Genomic DNA, 17308 nt, shown 5'->3' on the forward strand with positions numbered 1-17308 from the left:
CAAAAACCGCAAAAATCCGCTATGAATTGAGCAAGTTGATAGAAAGGGGATTGGTTAAAAAGATGGATAGATCTAATTACTATATAGTTACAAAGAAAGGGTGGGTTTGGATGTGGTCATGCTTATTTCAAAAAGACTATTTCGTAAACCCTTTGTTATCAATTAGTTTTAAACAGGAGTTGCAACAAATCGCAAACCAAAGGAAAAAAAGCACTACCCGAATAAGGCAATTAAACACTCTTCTATCCCAGATATATCAAGACATTCGGCTAGTTGCATAAAAGAAAAAAACGTGAATTTTTTTCGCGTTTTTAAACTATAAAAACATAATAGCCCCACAGCGGCAACACAAGTAACTTAGGGGCAACCCCATATGAAAACAGATCAAACCAAAAGTTGCCCTGCAAGGGCAAAATCTTTTATATTAAACAACTGGTTAACAAGACATGTTAGTTCACAATTGCATGCTTTCAGGGTTACCAAAAAAGAATGCGTCAAAGTCAAAACAAAACTATGATAAAGAAGCATTGGGATAGAAACAAACAATCTTTTTTTTTATCTGTGGAAAGTATAGATTTCAATTATAAATATTTCGTCGCTAATATTAAACAACTCGTAGTTTCTTTTATACCTGATTAGAACACCTTACATGCAATCCCTTAAGCGAAAGCACAATAACGGTAGCTAACAAAAGGGCGCCTGCACACACATAAAACGCGAAGACAGCAGCATATTCAGGGAAGACATCGTACATATACCCAAATAATGGTGGAGCCGACAGTCCTGCTGTGGCCCAACCTGAAAGAACCAATCCATGAACAGACGACATCCGCTTTGGACCAAACAGGTCACTGATTAGTGAAGGAATGGTTCCAAATGCACCTCCATATGATGCGATGGTATATGAAACTAATATCCCAAATATCAATGGCGAAGCGATATAAGGCAAAACAATAAAAGCAGAAGCAGAAGTTGTTAACAATACCACAAAAGCAGGAATGCGCCCAACAATATCAGAAAGCCATGCCCAAAACAATCGGCCAACGCTGTTGCCTATGGAAGCTGCAGCAATCAATGTTGCTCCGGCGGCAGCCAGCTCTATGGTACTAAGTGAAGGATTATCAACACGTAAAACACTTTGCATTAAGGGAGACATTAAGCTTATGATTCCTAAACCTGCCAAACTATAAAGAAAACACAAAAGCCACAATCTCACACGGGTTGTATTGGTATGTACATAGCTCTCCCCAACAGTAGGAACTTTATTATTATTGTTGGCTGAGTGTGGGCTATAAATATATTTACATGAAATCGCCATAATTACTGCATAAACTGCGGCGATAACTAAAAAAGTAAGTGCTATATTATTTGAGGTTATTTTCATTGCTATGGGCGCAAATACTTTACTCATAAACAACGCACCCAACCCAAAGCCCATCACGATAACTCCCGTAGCAAAACCTTTTTTATCAGGGAACCAACCGGCAACAGTGGATACAGCTGTTACATAACCAGTTCCAAGACCAATCCCACCAATTACACCATAACCAAGGGCCAACACAATAAAACTTAGCCAATTTACCCATGGAGTTTCAATACTACCAATAATTCCAGATCCCAAATATAAACCAATTGCAGCAACAATATAACCTGATACGAAGAAGAATGAAGAACGCCTCATCAAAAATCGACTTCCCAATTTCGAAACCAAAGGGCCGGTATAGAGTGCAGAAAAACCTAACCCTGCAACTGCCAAACTAAATACTGCAGACACTTGCATAGCACTCCAGTGATAAGTATCCATTAGCGGTTTAGTAAAAAAACTCCAAGCATATACTGACCCTAAACTCAATAAAAGAATAACGCCAAATATAATGATTAACCTACGGTCAATTGGCTTATTTGGTGTAGGTTCATTAAATTCCATCGTTTCTGTTTTCATATTTTTATAATTACATTTCTTCCACTTTATTAAATCAACAGCTACTATTATCAAATGAATATAATTTCAGATTTCAGGAGCCCTTAACTATTAAAAAAAGAACAAATATAAGATAAAAGTACTTTTAGGCAACATTATGAAACCAATTCGCGCATTTCTGTTTTATTTTATATCACAACACTAATTTTTAGTTACATTCTCAATTTTACATCTTTACTATATCATAAGAAACAATAGAAAAAAATGGGCACAACAAATCCTAATCTCAAAATAAATCAGGAGATGAACGTTGTAGAACCTTCAAAAGTGTATTAGGAAACCTAGCAATATATTCCGAAGTGTTGATTGTCAAGCGAAGCAACAAACTCATTCACATTTTCCAATTTTTCAGGCGTTCCAATATCAAACCAATCGCCACTCCAGTTGCTCCATCCTTTCACAGGGAAATTTTTAGAAAGCTCTAAATACTCAGGCACTATTGGAAAAACCCCGGTTTTAGTGATTAAATCCAGAACCTCGTACTCAATAATGTGTATCCCGTTAAACCCGAGTTTCTCTGTTTGATTTGCCTCTAATGAAACAATTGTCTCTCCGGTTTTAGGGTTGCTCCATCCACACAATTGATCCGTTTCATCGAAATGTAAAAAACGGGATGCATCCCGTTTTTGAACCATCATGGAAACCAAATTATCATTCTCAATATGATAATCAATCAACTTTTCAATGGGCGCATTGGTTAATACATCTACATTGTATATCAGGATAGGCTCTTCCTCATCAAACAACATTTGCGCATTGAGTAATCCTCCGCCTGTATCGAGCAATTGTTCACGTTCATCGGAAATAAGAATTTCCATATTATCTGCCGGGTAATCTTTCAAAAACTTAATGATTTGATCGGCAAAATGGTGAACATTTATTACAACGCGTTTTATCCCTATTCGGGATAACTTACGCAATGCAATCTCCAGCATGGTAAGTTCTCCCACTTTCACCAATGCCTTTGGGCATTGATTGGTATATGGCTTTAGCCGGGTACCTTTGCCGGCTGCAAAAATCATGGCATTCATTCTTGTTCCTCCATCTCCTCGTGAGGAGTTTTACTTTGCGGATCATATAATTTTAGCAAGGTAGAAATCTTTGCAACAACATGGGCAGAAATTGGTGATAAAAATATCAGCACATGAAATATGATAAATGTTTGGATCAAAACCCAAACATTTAAAAACAAAAGATTTACAGCAATCAACATCAACAACAACGCAAACGATGATACTTTGGTAACCACATGCATGCGTGCATAAAGATTATTAAACCTCAGGATTCCAACCGATGAAACCAGGATAACCGTTGCCGCAATCAGAACCAATATACCAATTATGATTTCAATCATTTTCTATTTTTCGTTTAAAAAGATATCGAGTAATAATCATTGCACCAAAGGCCAATAAAAACGAGCTCATTAAAACAACATCCAGGTATATCTGTTTTTCAGAGTAGACTGCATAACACAGAATCATGCCCATGATGGTGAGTTCCATCTGGTCAAGAGCTACAATTCGGTCAGTAAGGGTTGGCCCACGAAACAACCTGAACATTGGAAATAGCATGGCAACTGTCATGATAAACAAGGCAATTTGAGAGGCATATTTTAAGAACTCCGTTGATTCCATTTTTATGATGTTTTTAACAATAACCGTTCAATCCTTCCTGCAATGGTCAAAAAAGTGTTCTCTCCATTCATGTCAAGTAAATGGACATGAATGGTTTTATTATCCGGAGATAAATCGACCGATAATGCGCCAGGGGTCATACTTATCAGATTAAAAAAAAGCACCAGGTGCATAGGTCTTGTTATTTGTGTTTGATAATAAATGATGCCTCCATTGTCTCCACGCGAACCTTTTAATATAACCCAGGCGGCCAGCCAACCAGAGCGTACAATGGTATATCCAAAATACAAAAACAGGTATATAAAATAAAAAATCTTCATTATACTAGTTCTTCTTTATCTCGAAAAATTCAAAACTTTATCAATATACAACTCCGGGTTCAACAAATCAACTGCCGCCTGTTCACAATAGGTTACGATTGGTTGTGCCCACAATCCCATAACCACGATTAAAATAGCCATAATTAATGACGAGGTCAGCATATATTGAGATTTCCGTTTTTTTTGTGGAATCTTTACAACCCGGTCTTTGGGAACATCTTTCCAAAATACCTCTAGCCATATTTTTACCATGCTGAAAAGAGTGAACAACCCCACAAAAAGAGCAATAAGAGCAACTACAATGTAATTGGCTTCAATTCCAGCTTTTATTATTAAATATTTTCCAATAAACCCACTTAGGGGAGGCAATCCGGCAAGACTAAAGGCCGAGATGAAAAACAAAACGCCCCAAATAGGACTCTCCTTATAAACCTCTCCGAGGGTTTTCAGGTTAAGAGTTCCTTTCTGCCTTTTGACCCATCCGGCTACTAAAAATGCATTGGTTTTAGAAAGCATGTTGTGCGCCAGAAAAAACATGGCCGCAGCAATACCCGAGACAGTATAAAAACCTAACCCAATGACCACATATCCAACCTGACTAATGATGTGGAATGATAATATTTTGCGGAAATCGAATTGAGAAGAGGCGGCAAACACGCCAATCACCATGGACAAAACACCCATCCATAATATAAGTTGATTCCAGAAAGGTGCATCATGGTACAAAAACAGGGTGTAAAAGCGGATGAGCGAATATATCCCAACCTTTGTCAGCAACCCGGCCAGTAAAGCAGAAACAGCCGGAGGCGGTGTATGATATGAAGCCGGTAACCAAAAGAAAAACGGCACCAAAGCACCCTTTATGGCAAAACTTACAACCATCAAAATAAGTGCAGGATTTAAATGCGTAAGCATGTCGCTCTTTTCTGATATAATGGCCGAGAGATCGGCCATGTTCAGGGTTCCCAGGTTACCATACAATAAACCAACCCCTGAAACAAAAAACAACGCGGAGATTAAATTTAGTATCAAATATTTAATTGAACCTTCCATTTGAGCTCGCTCTCCTCCCAGACTCATCAAAATAAATGAGGACATCAACATCACCTCATACCATACGTAAAGATTAAAAACATCTCCGGCAATAAAACTACCATTAACCCCCATCAAAATTCCAAACGTAAAGAAGAAGTGACCCGATTTCCTGCGAGCTTTATCCACGGACTGGGTGGCATAGATTGTAACAAGAAAAAAGATAATGGCGGTCATGATTAACATAAAGACACTGAACCGGTCGGCAACCAGTGAAATACCATAAGGAGCAGCCCAGCCTCCAACCTGCACAACAATGATGTCTTTGATTTGAACAATTGGCAACAATGCCAATGCCCACAACAGGTTAAATGTTGCAAACAACACAGCCAACCGCGACTTTATAGACGCTTTTTTTATCAGCAACGCCAACAGAATGTAGGTAAAAGGCAGTAATATGTGAGCTAATAATATCATCGTTGGTCTGTGTTTTTTAAACTGTCCAAATCGTGTGTTCCGGTCACTTCAAAATAGCGATACTTTAAGGCAAGGATATATGCAGCAATACCCAAACCAATTACAATAGATTTAATTACTAGCACTTGTGCAACCGGGTCGTTTATCAGAGTCGGGTCTAATGTCTGCTCCCCATCAGGGATAAAAGCCACCTCGCTCTTTGTTATACCTCCGGCAAGAAATATTATCAGATTGGCGGCATTGCTTAACACAAAAATCCCCAAAATAACCTTTACAATACTTCGGCGAAGGATTAGATAAACTCCGCATGAAAACATTAATCCTATAAATATCGCAATTATGAGTTCCATTTTAACACATCCATTATGGTTATTATAATCGAGAGTATTATTCCAATAACCGACACATATACGCCAATATCGAATAACAAAGGTGTCCCGATATGAACATAAGCGGAAATTGAATCAGGCAGTGTCATCCAAATGGATGACATAGCAGGTTTCCCCCATATTATTGGCAATACAACAGCTATAAGAATAATTAAAAGTCCTGAACCAATCCAATTACGTGTGTTGTACCTCAATAATTTTTCAACAGCGGTAGAACCATAAACAATAGCGTAAAGAATAAAACCTGTAGAAGCAATGATGCCGGCAATAAACCCTCCACCGGGTTCATTATGTCCGCGAAGCAAAAGCCATACAGAAACAATCAGAATGGCTCTGAGATAGAGAACTGCAATTTTTTCGAGAATTAAATTCCTCATATTTTATTGGTTTTCTTGTGTCTCTAATTTGTTTTTCAATGATTCCCGAGGCCTTGGGAGAATTCGCCTTTTAGTCATCGCCCTGCTTCTCGAAGCGTTCAACATGGCTCGCTTCTTCTTCTTTCTTTTTTAATCGTTGTATCTGAAACCTGAAAAGAGAGAACACCCCGGCAGCAGCCATGGTAATTACAATCATTTCGCCTAACGTATCAAGGCTTCTAAAATCTATTAATATGGTATTGATAATGTTTTTCCCATGCGCAAGGGTGTAGCTGTTTTCAACAAAAAAATCGGATACACGAGAATCGGGTTTTATTAATTGTGCCTTCAGCACAATTAAAGTCACAAAAGCACCAACAGCAATGGAAATAATTCCATCCCTGACTCGAGATGCTTTGGATGAAAGAATTGCGAACCTCGGCAAGTAATATATCACCATCACAAAGACAATCATGATAATGGTTTCAACCAAAAACTGAGTAATGGCCAAATCAACGGCTCCATAAAACAGGTAAAGCATTCCTATCCCGTATCCAATCACACCCATTGCCAAAATAGCCGATAAACGGGTTCTAGCGAAAACAGCAAATATCACCGATAAGGATGCTATGAAAAGAAGCAGAGCTACATGCCATTTTACGGGAGAAAATCCACTTTCAGGCAATATTACTTCTGTAATTCGAAACTGCTGGAGGGATATTAATGCAATGGTCACAACAAAAAATGTAAGCAAATAGAATCTGTGATATCCATGCTGTATTCTTCTCGTATTTTTTGATGCCAGATAAATGTAATAATTAATCACACTGGTAAAAAGTGTAGGCAGGTGATACCTGTCAAGCCAATTAATAAATGCTGAGATAACTCGGTTAACAGGTTTTCTGAAAATAAATATTGCCACTCCGCAAAGAATGGTAAAAATGCTCAACATCAACACCTGATTAAAGCCATGCCACAGCCGGAGTTTAATCTCCATGGAATGTCCCTGAATATAATAGAGAGCATTAGACAGGATGTTTTCAAGAAAACGAGGAGACATCCCCAATCCCAAGCCTAGAATAGCCAAAAGAACAGCCCCGGCTAAAAAAGTCACAGGAAATTGCCTTTCATGGTATTTGAACTCAGTGACCGGCTTGCTTTTATTAAAAACAAACAACTCGTAAAACACGGTAATGGATACAGCCACCATCAAAATATTGGCTCCTACTCCCAATGGAAGAACAATCCATGAGATCCCCGGAGCCTGAATCTGCGCCTCATACACAAGCTCCTTTCCCACAAAACCGAGCATAGGTGGCAATCCGGCCATTGAAATAACCGCGAGTAGTGCAGCAATAGCAGTAACAGGTATGCCTCTGAAAAGTCCGTTAAGTTTATAAATATCACGACTACCGGTGCTTTTATCAATTATTCCCGCAATCATAAATAAGCCTCCTTTATAGAGACCATGAACAATAAAGAAAACAATGGCAGCCTTAATCGAATTTGGAGTATCTATACCAATAAGCAAAACCATGGTTCCAAGCGCGCTGATTGTGGTGAAAGCCAATATCCTTTTTAGGTCGCGCTGTCCCATGGATAAAAAAGCGCCTAAAAACATTGTAATTCCTCCGGTCAGAATCAGCAGATACTTCCATGCCATCGTTCCGCCAATGACAGGATAGAGACGCAACAGAAGAAAAACTCCGGCATTTACCATAGTCGCACTATGCAGATAAGCACTTATTGGTGTAGGTGCCTGCATGGCTCCCGGCAGCCAGAAATGGAACGGGAATTGTGCTGATTTTGTGATAGCTGCAAGCAGAACCAAAGACAGAACCAGGTAGTAATGAGGATGATTCCCCAGATGGATGCTCAAATTTATCAATTCACTTATGCGATAGGTACCAGTAATGTTTCCGGTTAATATAATAGCAAACAACAAACACAAGCCTCCAAATGCTGTAATTAGTAGAGCCTGTAATGATGCCTGCCGGGATTTTTCCAGATGGTGGTCAAAACCAATAAGAAAAAAAGATGCAACACTGGTTAACTCCCAAAAAACAAAGAGGACAAAAAGGTTATCGGCAAAAACCAATCCCGTCATTGCCCCCATAAACAATGTAAGATAGGTATAAAAATGAGGTTGGCGATCGTACTTAGCCATATAATAAGAGGAAAAAAGCAAAATAAGGAAACCAATTCCGCTGATTAGTAATCCAAAAATGATGCTTAATCCATCCAGTCGGTATGAGAATTCCATACCCGATAAAAAGCCCCAGGTAGAATCTAAAATAATAGATTCCCGAGAACCAATACTTAAAAGTTCAAGGAGAAGAACTATAAAAATTACTAAAGGGAGAACAGACAAAACGACTCCTGTCCGCTTCTTAAGAACGGGATATATAAAAGGGACTAGTACACCAACTAAAAACAATAGACCAATAAGCAACAGTAAAATATTACCCATACGCTACAATTCAATATTTTTAAGTTTTTCAGCCTGACACAAACGTTCCTTTTTCTTCGCAAAATGGCCACATCTTTTACACGAAAACTTATGGGTATCCTTCTGCTTAGGCGTTTTATCGGTATCACATTTTTTCTTTCCCATTCAGGTGATATTACTCTTTGATATGTTCTAATTTCTCATTTCCTGCTCTACATGTTTAAGTTTTATTTTTACAGGATGTGAGCTTTTAAGATGTGCTGCCAATTGTTCTGCACAATACACAGAACGATGCTGACCTCCAGTACAACCAAAATTCACCATTAAATGTTTAAACCCTCTCTCAAGATATTTCCTGACAGATTGTTCCAGCATATCATACACGTTTTTTAAAAAATCGTGCATTTCGGGTTCCTTTTCAAAGAAAGCAATCACCTCAGGATCCTTACCTGTTTTGGTTTTGTAGGCTTCGTATCGTCCGGGGTTATGTATTGCCCTGCAATCAAACACAAATCCACCTCCGTTTCCGGAGAAGTCAATAGGAATGCCTCGTTTGTATGAAAAACTGTTTATGGTTATAGTCAGGGTTGGCTCTTCAGATATCTGCTGAAGAAATTCTGAGTTTACGACCTCTCTTAAAGCATCAGATAGCGAAGAAAAACGTTGTCTTAAATCAAATACTTCCAATAGGTAGCTCAGGTTGCGGAGTGCATAAGGTATGCTTTTCAGAAAATGTTCCTTTTTTTCATAAAAACCACGAAAACCGTATGCCCCCATGGCCTGCATAATCCTGATTAATACATACCCGTAAAAGTGGGAACGAAAACTTTGTTCATTTACCTTAACTTTTCGGGATAAAACCATGATGTAGTAGTTCAAAAGCTCTTCACGAAATGCATGCGGAAGGTCTGCTTTGGCATCGAACAGAAGCGAAGCCAGATCATATTGCAATGCACCTTTTCGCCCGCCCTGATAATCGATAAATGCAGGTACATTTTCATCCACCACCATTACATTCCTGCTCTGAAAATCTCTGTAGAGAAAATAATCACAATCTGCCTCCAGCAGATAATCTGAAAAACGGTTAAAATCGTCTTCCAGTAATTGTTCATCAAATGGAATTTTTGCCAACTTCAGAAAATAATACTTAAAATAGTGCAAATCCCACATCATGGATTGTTTATCGAAGCTTGCTCGTGGATAGGCAAAGCCAAAATCAAGATAACGACCTTGTATCTGAAATTCAACAAGTTGCTCAATGGTTTTTTTATAAAAATCGACAATATTAGCGGGTATTTCATCTTCTCTGCGAGCTGTGCTAAGCCAGTCAAAAAGTGTGGTATTTCCGAAATCTTCAAGCAAGTAACAATCCAACTCTGCATCTACAGCATATATTTCTGGAATCCGTAAGCCTTTTTCGTAGAAAAAACGGCTGAATTCAATAAATGCACGATTTTCTTTTACATCGGAATTGATGGCTCCCAAAACATTGTGAGTTTTGCCGGTTATCCTGTAATAAACCCTATATGAACCGGAAGCCGGGAGCTGTGAAATGGACTCAATTGGTTCTCCAGCCCATTGAGTATATAATGCTTTTAACCTCTCGTAAACAGACAATTCCATTTTTGGGGACATAATAACAGATCTATAGATCGTTTGACTTTCAGATAATTAATTTCGCAATAATGCGAAGTTCTTAAACAGGGTAAGGTAAAATAAGTTAAGCACCTTGAGACTGCTTTATTTATTATTGAACGAATTTCAAGTTTTTTAGCCCACATGCATTATGACTAATCATCTAAGAGACTGTTTAAATTTATATTAATCTGTTTTAAAGATTTTTAGTCCCGATGAATCGGGATTAGACTGATAGGCAAGATTAAACAGAAAATCAGAAACATCTAATCGTCTTTCTCAACTATTCTATCTGTCTAAAATCTAACAATCTTCTTATCTATAACATATCTTAGAAACTAAATTTAAACAGTTAATAAATCTTATTATTTCAGAATCAGTTCAAAGATATCCATCTGATGCTATGCAAAACATCGACTGCAAATATAGGCAAAAATCACTGCGTATAATAGAGCAGGCAATAAATCCATCACACGCACTTTTACAATTTGTAAAATATTTAATGCTAATCCACATAAGAGCACACCGCCAGTGGCTGAAACTTCATTTATCACCAACTCGTTGGCAAAATCGCCAAAGTAGATGGCGAACAGCGTAATTCCTCCCTGAAATAGAAAAAGCGGTATTGCAGAAAACAGAACCCCAATTCCAAGTGCTGACGACAAAGCAATAGAAGAAAACCCATCAAGAACCGATTTGGTTAACAGAAGTTCGTAACCTTGCCCCAAACCTTCGTCTAAGGCACCAAGAATGGCCATGGCACCCATGCAGTAAAGTAAAAAAGCTGTTGTTAGACCTTCAGAGAAATTCCCCCCGGTTTTGCTAAATCGCGCCTTTACGCGATTTGACCATTGTTGCACCCTGAGATTGATGTCTAGCAACCCTCCTGTAATTCCTCCAAAAAGCAATGATAAAACAACAACAATCAACCATTCACTTTTCAGAAACATAAAAACCCCAATGCAAAACGTTACCAGTCCAATTCCCTGAAAAACGACATCAATAACTTTTTGGGGTAGTTTTTTCTTGAATGTTAATCCTATGATACTTCCTACTATTACAGCAGCAACATTGATTAGAGTACCGGTCATTTTAAGGTGATTTATTTGCCTGCCATATTTTCGGCAATTCTGGTTCGTACAGCATTAGTTATATGTTCATAACTGTATTCGCCGGGATACACCGGCTGTAAAAATTCCACCCGTACTTTTTTCCAGAAGCGCGGAAATATGCTTCCCTTCGGTAGCGCATCGGAAGCCCCCTCAATGGATACAGGGACAACGGGAATATTTAATTCCCGACTCAAGATGGCGAAGGTCTTTTTAAATTCTCCCAGTTGACCTGATTCACTTCTGGTTCCTTCAGGGAAAATAATAAGGTTCTTTTCCCTCTTGAGAACTTCAGCCATTTTTTGAATGGATTCCTTTAGATTACGGTTCAAATCAACAACAATAACATTGTTTCTGTTTGCCAAAAACTTAAGAAACGGCTTTTTTACATGCTGTGCCTTAGCATAAAAGTAAGTTTGACGTATTTGTCTGGTACGCAGTAGTGCCGAAACGAATAACCCATCAAAGTAACTTTGATGATTTGGTGCTATAATACATGGCCCGGAAGGGATATTCTCTACTCCACGCGAGCGAAAACGAAAAAAAAGATGGAAGAAAAACCTCGATAATCTCATCATGATTCTGGTGGAAAACCATGAAACAGGCATTTTAAAATTAACTTTCTCGCGGAGGATTTCAGTCCAGTTGATTTTGCCATCCTCCATTTTGGTTTTTTTCTCCGATACGTAGTTTACCAGTTTCTCGACTGTTCCAAACCCACTCAATTCGGCAGCTTCTATATCAACTCCGAAATTTTGATTTATATAGACCTGCAAGCCCACTTTGTCCAATGAATCCATCCCAAGATCAAGTTCAAGATGATGTTGAGGATAAACTTTTTTATTCTTTTCTGAAGCAATAAACCCCGCTATCATTTCAAATTCTTCGGACAACTCTCCGGCCTCAAAAGATGTTTCTTTCTCCTCCTCTATTGCAAAATCAGCCAGTTTAAATCTTTGCAGTTTACCAAGCCTTGTCCGAGGCAATTCTTCCCATGTTATATAGAATCGCATGATTTTTTTATAGGAGGAGACCGCTTGATTGAGCGGCTCAATTACTGATGATTGTATTTGACTATGCAAATCATTTCCAGTCAAATCTTCAGGAATAATTACAGCATGTAACTGATCTTCGCTAAGAAACACGCCGCAATCACGCACCAATTCCGATGCCAGAATTTTCACTTCCAATTCCACCGGATTAATGTTCTTTCCGTTGGAAAGAACAATGATCTCTTTTTTTCGTCCTGTTATATATAAATATCCGTCATCATCAATATATCCAAGATCCCCCGTGTATAACCATCCATCTTTCAGAACCTGTGCTGTCTCCTCAGGACGATTGTAATATCCCTTCATGATGTTTTTTCCTTTGGCGATAATCTCCCCGTCAACAATTTTGAGCGTTGTTCCTGGTAAGGCCTGGCCGGGAGATCCGATGCGAACCATCCCCGGGCGGGTAAATGTTAGCATGGGAGCAGATTCGGTCATTCCAAAACCTTCAAGAACTTCAAATCCCAAAGTCTGAAAATCACTTCCTACAACAGGGTCAAGCGAAGCTCCTCCGGAAACAAGATGCTTTAAATAGCCACCAAATTTTTTGTGGACAGTTCCAAAGATTTTCCTTGAAAATGCAGGTGAATTAACTCTTTTTGCCAAAGCAAAAAGAGTTTTCGCAATGGCACTTTTATTAATCTTATCAACAATTCCTTTCCGTATGGCCGCGTACAACCGTGGTACACCAATTAAAATTGTAATCTGGTTCTGCTGTAATGTGTTTATAATATCCTCCGAAGTCATGGACGGACTAATGGCTACACGGCCTCCCACATACATTGGAGCAATCATTGTTCCAACCAAAGGGAAAATATGATGAAGTGGCAACAATACCATCACCCTGGAATTCTTTGTATAAATCGGAATGATATCAGAAACAGCTCTGATGTTGGCCATCAGGTTTTCATAACTTAGCATGACCCCTTTAGGACTACCAGTAGTTCCTGATGTATAGATAATAACAGCAGTATCATCAGGATTGAATTCCGGAAATTCATTATCAGAAATTTGTTCCGGCTGAAATAGATCATATTGATCAATTTCTATAACTTTTGTAATGATGCCGGCTTTTTCAACTGCTTTTTCAGCATCAGGCCGTTTTTCGGCCGAAACAAACAGCACCGATGGTGCTGAATCCTTCAAAATATAGGATACCTCTTCAACTGTAGCCATAAAGTCCACAGGAATAGCAGTTCCGCTTTTCTCCCATATTGAAAAGAAAGCATAAAACCATCCGGGACGGTTTTCTGAATATATTACGGCATGCTCACCCTTTCCGATGTCGTAAAGTGAAGAAAAAAGTTCAATTTTCCCAAAAAAGTTAGAGTAGGTAATCTGTTCGTTGCCATAGGATATAGCAACTTTGGAGCCATGATTTTTCAGCATAAATAAAAATTAAAAACGAATTGCAAAAATAATAAAATCATATGATTTAAAGCACACAACCGTCATATCCTTTAAACAATTATCAGTCCAACAATGTTTTACAAAAATCAGTACTGCATTTTTAACTTAACTTTAACATGCTGAACGCAGAGTTTCTAAACAATTTACGTATTTTTGTAATTGTATGAAAGGTTTAAACCAAATATTGTCTTACATTACACTGGTAGTCTTTGTGCCGGCGATAATAGGTTTTGCCCTGATTCATCACTACTGTACCGGTTGCGATTGTCAGGAAAATGAAACTAGGTTCATTTTCCTTGCGCAAGATTCCAATAGCAACAATTTATGTCAAAGTTGCGATATTTCCGCAACCGAAAGTTGCTGTTCCGGCAATAATCATCACAACAACGAAAAAGGATGTAGTAACGAACATGAACATAAAAGCGATGTAAATCTCAAGAAACTTGATGAACCTACTACATTTCCATCGGGAAGTAATCCATTACCAAACCCGGTTGTAATCGAAAATATGTTTATGATATCTGCAACGCTGGTTGCAGAAAACAGTGCTGATCTGTTTTACATCTCAGAGTATGCCAACGAACCTCCCGATTCAGTCAATGCTTCCGGAACTCAACGACTCTGTATGAACTGTGTTTTCAGGTTATGATAATGCATTCAAATGCCGTGGCATTTGAACCTTCTATTATTTGTGCATTATTAATTGAAAAACACATGGTTTGAAAATGAAATCTATATTTCTTCTATTTATATGTGCTTTGAGCTCTTCATTGCAAGCACAGCATTTTGTTTCCGGTAAAGTGTTTGATACAAGCAATGGCCGAAACGAGGCCATTGCCGGAGCTAACATTCACTGGTCGGGCACTTCAACAGGAACATCAACCGATCAGAACGGATTTTTCTCTATTCCTTTCAAAACCGATAATGGCCAGCTTGTGGTCAGTTTTGTTGGATTAAAGCCTGATACTGTACGGATATCTTCACCGGCTGAGAATCTTGAACTATTTCTCACTGATGAAACCGAACTGGATGAAGTTACTGTTGCAGCCAGACAGCCAGGAACTCATATTTCCCGATTAAACCCCATAACAACTATAAATATTACAAGTGCAGAACTCTGCAAGGCTGCATGTTGCAGTCTGGCCGAAAGTTTTGAAACAAATGCTTCGGTTGATGTGGCTTATACGGATGCCGCCACAGGAGCCCGTCAGATTCAACTGCTTGGACTTTCAGGAACTTACGTTCAAATGCTAACCGAAAACATGCCAAACAGCCGTGGATTATCCAACTCCTTTGGCCTTGACTTTGTTCCGGGGCCATGGATGGAATCTATACAGGTATCAAAGGGAGCTGCATCGGTAACCAATGGTTATGAATCCCTTACCGGACAAATTAACGTGCAATACAAGACACCGGCCACTTCCGAAAAGCTGTTTGTCAACGGATTTACCAGTTCCAGCGGTCGGTTCGAATCCAATGTAAATGGTTACATTGATCTGGGAAACACCTGGTCGACAGCAATTTTGGCGCATGCATCTACCGATTCGCAAAAAAACGACCATACCAATAATAATTTTCTGGACGAACCTCTTACCACCAGATATGTTTTTCTAAATCGATATGAGTTCAGACCTACTCCGAACATTTTCACGCAATTTGGTATAAAGATATTGGACGAGGTGCGCACTGGAGGACAAATGGATTTTAATCGCAACATTGACCCGTTTTCGCAGGACGCTTACGGAATAACGGTAGATTCACGCAATTTTGAAGGATTCTTTAAAACAGGGTATACTTTTCCCGGGAATGAAGATCAAAGTGTGGCAATTGTTACAAACTTTACCCACTACGACCATGAATCCATGTATGGACGAAGATTCTACGATGCAACCCAGAACTATTTTGCCGGAAACCTTATATTTTCATCATACTTTACCGATGCAGAAAGACATCGATATACCACCGGTGTAAGTTATATGTATGATGAGTTGAGAGAGTCGCTTTACGGTGACATCAACAGCGATGAAATTCCCCATGGGAATCGCACCGAGCAGGTTGGAGGCGCATACTTTCAGTACACATACACCCTGCCCGAGCGGTTAACTTTGTTAACCGGGTTCCGTGGCGACCATCACAACATGTATGGAACTTTTTTTACCCCACGGGTTCATATTCGTTACACACCTCACGAGAATTATGTCATCAGACTTTCAGGAGGAAGAGGTTATCGCACACCAAACACATTGGCAGAGAACAACCCGATTCTGGCGTCATCACGCGCCATTTACATTGCCGAAGACATAACCCAGGAAAAAGGGTGGAACTATGGTATCAACCTGACAAATTACATAAACATTGGCATGCGGGAAATAACACTGAACCTTGAATATTATCGAACTGAATTTTCTAATCAACTGGTTATGGATCTTGACAGAGCATACAACGAAGTTCATTTCTATAATCTTGATGGAAAATCGCATTCCAAAGTTTTTCAGGTTGAAGCATTTACGGAAATATTCAGAGGTCTTGACATGGTTGCCGCCTGGCGTGTAAATGATGTGAAAATCACAACCAACGAAACCCTACAGCGCAAAGCTTTACAAAGCAAATACAGAGGGATGCTCAACTTTTCGTATGCAACACCATTACCACGTTGGCAGTTGGATTTCACAACTCAATTTAACGGCCCCGGCAGAATTCCGGAGCAAAACCCTCATGTTAATCATGAGCATATGAATATGACAGATAGATTTGGTTCATATCAGATTTATAACGCACAAATCACGCGCTATTTCAGAAACTGGGACTTTTACCTTGGAGCTGAAAACATAGGCGATTTTAAACAACACAACCCTATTGTGGACCCACAAAACCCATTTGGAGATAACTTTGACAGCTCATTGGTTTGGGGACCGCTGATGGGAAGAAAATTCTATTTTGGATTCAGATACAGAATTAACAGAGATACTTAGAGAGGGTATATTTTTTATGGGATCTATATAAGATAATTAGATGTTAGATATTTAGACAGATAGAGAATTTTAAGAAGGAAATAATAATTTAAAAATTGAAAACTCTAAACTTTAATGCCATGATACAAAGAACTTTATTGCTTACATCCCTGGTGTTCGTACTTGCAATTACAACATCGGCACAGCGAAGTAACCAGGAGTCTGCCACATTTTCGGTGAATATAAACTGTCAGAACTGTGTTGACAGAATTACCAATCAACTGGCTTTTGAAAGAGGCGTTCGTGATCTTAGTTTCGACATTGAAGCTCAAACCGTTGAAGTTACGTATCGCAACAACCGAACCGATAAAGAGAAACTGGCGGAAAAGATCAGGGAGCTGGGATTCGAGGTGAAAGAGAAAAAAGAGGAGAGAGAAAAAGCGAAAGCCGGAGATTCAAAATAGGAAATCCGGCTAAACTACAAAGCAGACAAACTCATGTCGTGAGTTTGTC

15 protein-coding genes are annotated in these 17308 nt (G+C 39.0%); 3 read left to right on the forward strand and 12 right to left on the reverse strand.

Going from position 1 to position 17308, the window contains the following annotated elements:
* Nucleotides 1–625: 625 nt before the first annotated feature.
* From B5X70_RS16795 to B5X70_RS16850, 12 genes are all read right to left on the reverse strand, one after another.
* On the reverse strand, nucleotides 626–1942 hold the full coding sequence (locus B5X70_RS16795) for an MFS transporter (protein WP_079559065.1): 1317 nt from the start codon (nucleotides 1940–1942) through the stop codon (nucleotides 626–628).
* A gap of 320 nt (nucleotides 1943–2262) precedes the next feature.
* Nucleotides 2263–3003 (reverse strand): nucleotidyltransferase family protein, encoded by a 741-nt coding sequence (locus B5X70_RS16800; RefSeq protein ID WP_232468326.1) that lies wholly within the window; start codon nucleotides 3001–3003, stop codon nucleotides 2263–2265.
* 5 nt (nucleotides 3004–3008) lie between these two features.
* Complete coding sequence (locus B5X70_RS16805) at nucleotides 3009–3335, reverse strand: cation:proton antiporter (protein ID WP_079559067.1); 327 nt, start codon at nucleotides 3333–3335, stop codon at nucleotides 3009–3011.
* Entirely contained in the window at nucleotides 3328–3615 is a 288-nt protein-coding gene (locus B5X70_RS16810) for an MrpF/PhaF family protein (protein ID WP_079559068.1), read from the reverse strand. Before B5X70_RS16810 ends, B5X70_RS16805 begins: the two co-directional genes overlap by 8 nt.
* A gap of 2 nt (nucleotides 3616–3617) precedes the next feature.
* A complete protein-coding gene (locus B5X70_RS16815; RefSeq protein WP_079559069.1) occupies nucleotides 3618–3935 on the reverse strand; it encodes a Na+/H+ antiporter subunit E in 318 nt (105 codons plus the stop codon).
* 15 nt (nucleotides 3936–3950) lie between these two features.
* Nucleotides 3951–5444: a proton-conducting transporter transmembrane domain-containing protein gene (locus tag B5X70_RS16820; RefSeq protein ID WP_079559070.1), complete on the reverse strand. Its 1494-nt coding sequence runs from the start codon at nucleotides 5442–5444 to the stop codon at nucleotides 3951–3953.
* The gene (locus B5X70_RS16825) at nucleotides 5441–5794 is read right to left on the reverse strand and encodes an NADH-quinone oxidoreductase subunit K (protein ID WP_079559071.1); all 354 of its coding nucleotides are present in this window, start codon (nucleotides 5792–5794) and stop codon (nucleotides 5441–5443) included. Before B5X70_RS16825 ends, B5X70_RS16820 begins: the two co-directional genes overlap by 4 nt.
* The gene (locus B5X70_RS16830) at nucleotides 5782–6210 is read right to left on the reverse strand and encodes an MnhB domain-containing protein (RefSeq protein WP_079559072.1); all 429 of its coding nucleotides are present in this window, start codon (nucleotides 6208–6210) and stop codon (nucleotides 5782–5784) included. Before B5X70_RS16830 ends, B5X70_RS16825 begins: the two co-directional genes overlap by 13 nt.
* A 70-nt stretch (nucleotides 6211–6280) precedes the next feature.
* A complete protein-coding gene (gene mbhE / locus B5X70_RS16835) occupies nucleotides 6281–8659 on the reverse strand; it encodes a hydrogen gas-evolving membrane-bound hydrogenase subunit E (protein WP_079559073.1) in 2379 nt (792 codons plus the stop codon).
* A 171-nt stretch (nucleotides 8660–8830) separates the two neighbouring features.
* Nucleotides 8831–10273 carry a RapZ C-terminal domain-containing protein gene (locus tag B5X70_RS16840; protein WP_232468325.1) on the reverse strand — a complete coding sequence of 481 codons (1443 nt, stop codon included), beginning with the start codon at nucleotides 10271–10273 and terminating at the stop codon, nucleotides 8831–8833.
* Nucleotides 10274–10674: 401 nt separating this feature from the next.
* Nucleotides 10675–11364 (reverse strand): DUF554 domain-containing protein, encoded by a 690-nt coding sequence (locus B5X70_RS16845; protein ID WP_079559074.1) that lies wholly within the window; start codon nucleotides 11362–11364, stop codon nucleotides 10675–10677.
* Nucleotides 11365–11375: 11 nt separating this feature from the next.
* Nucleotides 11376–13823 (reverse strand): AMP-binding protein, encoded by a 2448-nt coding sequence (locus B5X70_RS16850; protein ID WP_079559075.1) that lies wholly within the window; start codon nucleotides 13821–13823, stop codon nucleotides 11376–11378.
* A gap of 205 nt (nucleotides 13824–14028) precedes the next feature.
* On the opposite strand from B5X70_RS16850, the gene B5X70_RS16855 reads away from it, so the two are divergent.
* The 3 genes from B5X70_RS16855 to B5X70_RS16865 all read left to right on the forward strand — a co-directional run bounded on the left by B5X70_RS16855 (nucleotide 14029) and on the right by B5X70_RS16865 (nucleotide 17259).
* Nucleotides 14029–14493: a hypothetical protein gene (locus tag B5X70_RS16855; RefSeq protein WP_143255095.1), complete on the forward strand. Its 465-nt coding sequence runs from the start codon at nucleotides 14029–14031 to the stop codon at nucleotides 14491–14493.
* A gap of 76 nt (nucleotides 14494–14569) precedes the next feature.
* The gene (locus B5X70_RS16860; RefSeq protein WP_079559078.1) at nucleotides 14570–16816 is read left to right on the forward strand and encodes a TonB-dependent receptor; all 2247 of its coding nucleotides are present in this window, start codon (nucleotides 14570–14572) and stop codon (nucleotides 16814–16816) included.
* 119 nt (nucleotides 16817–16935) lie between these two features.
* The gene (locus B5X70_RS16865; protein ID WP_079559079.1) at nucleotides 16936–17259 is read left to right on the forward strand and encodes a heavy-metal-associated domain-containing protein; all 324 of its coding nucleotides are present in this window, start codon (nucleotides 16936–16938) and stop codon (nucleotides 17257–17259) included.
* The last annotated feature ends 49 nt before the right edge of the window (nucleotides 17260–17308 follow it).

It is taken from the genome of Alkalitalea saponilacus (genome assembly GCF_900168165.1).
In the GTDB taxonomy this organism is placed as follows: domain Bacteria; phylum Bacteroidota; class Bacteroidia; order Bacteroidales; family Marinilabiliaceae; genus Natronoflexus; species Natronoflexus saponilacus.

Bases quoted from the DNA above. Each gene is read 5' to 3' on its own strand.
- B5X70_RS16795 (WP_079559065.1), bottom strand. From the start codon at position 1,942: ATGAAAACAGAAACGATGGAATTTAATGAACCTACACCAAATAAGCCA.
- B5X70_RS16800 (WP_232468326.1), bottom strand. From the start codon at position 3,003: ATGATTTTTGCAGCCGGCAAAGGTACCCGGCTAAAGCCATATACCAAT.
- B5X70_RS16805 (WP_079559067.1), bottom strand. From the start codon at position 3,335: ATGATTGAAATCATAATTGGTATATTGGTTCTGATTGCGGCAACGGTT.
- B5X70_RS16810 (WP_079559068.1), bottom strand. From the start codon at position 3,615: ATGGAATCAACGGAGTTCTTAAAATATGCCTCTCAAATTGCCTTGTTT.
- B5X70_RS16815 (WP_079559069.1), bottom strand. From the start codon at position 3,935: ATGAAGATTTTTTATTTTATATACCTGTTTTTGTATTTTGGATATACC.
- B5X70_RS16820 (WP_079559070.1), bottom strand. From the start codon at position 5,444: ATGATATTATTAGCTCACATATTACTGCCTTTTACCTACATTCTGTTG.
- B5X70_RS16825 (WP_079559071.1), bottom strand. From the start codon at position 5,794: ATGGAACTCATAATTGCGATATTTATAGGATTAATGTTTTCATGCGGA.
- B5X70_RS16830 (WP_079559072.1), bottom strand. From the start codon at position 6,210: ATGAGGAATTTAATTCTCGAAAAAATTGCAGTTCTCTATCTCAGAGCC.
- mbhE (WP_079559073.1), bottom strand. From the start codon at position 8,659: ATGGGTAATATTTTACTGTTGCTTATTGGTCTATTGTTTTTAGTTGGT.
- B5X70_RS16840 (WP_232468325.1), bottom strand. From the start codon at position 10,273: ATGTCCCCAAAAATGGAATTGTCTGTTTACGAGAGGTTAAAAGCATTA.
- B5X70_RS16845 (WP_079559074.1), bottom strand. From the start codon at position 11,364: ATGACCGGTACTCTAATCAATGTTGCTGCTGTAATAGTAGGAAGTATC.
- B5X70_RS16850 (WP_079559075.1), bottom strand. From the start codon at position 13,823: ATGCTGAAAAATCATGGCTCCAAAGTTGCTATATCCTATGGCAACGAA.
- B5X70_RS16860 (WP_079559078.1), top strand. From the start codon at position 14,570: ATGAAATCTATATTTCTTCTATTTATATGTGCTTTGAGCTCTTCATTG.
- B5X70_RS16865 (WP_079559079.1), top strand. From the start codon at position 16,936: ATGATACAAAGAACTTTATTGCTTACATCCCTGGTGTTCGTACTTGCA.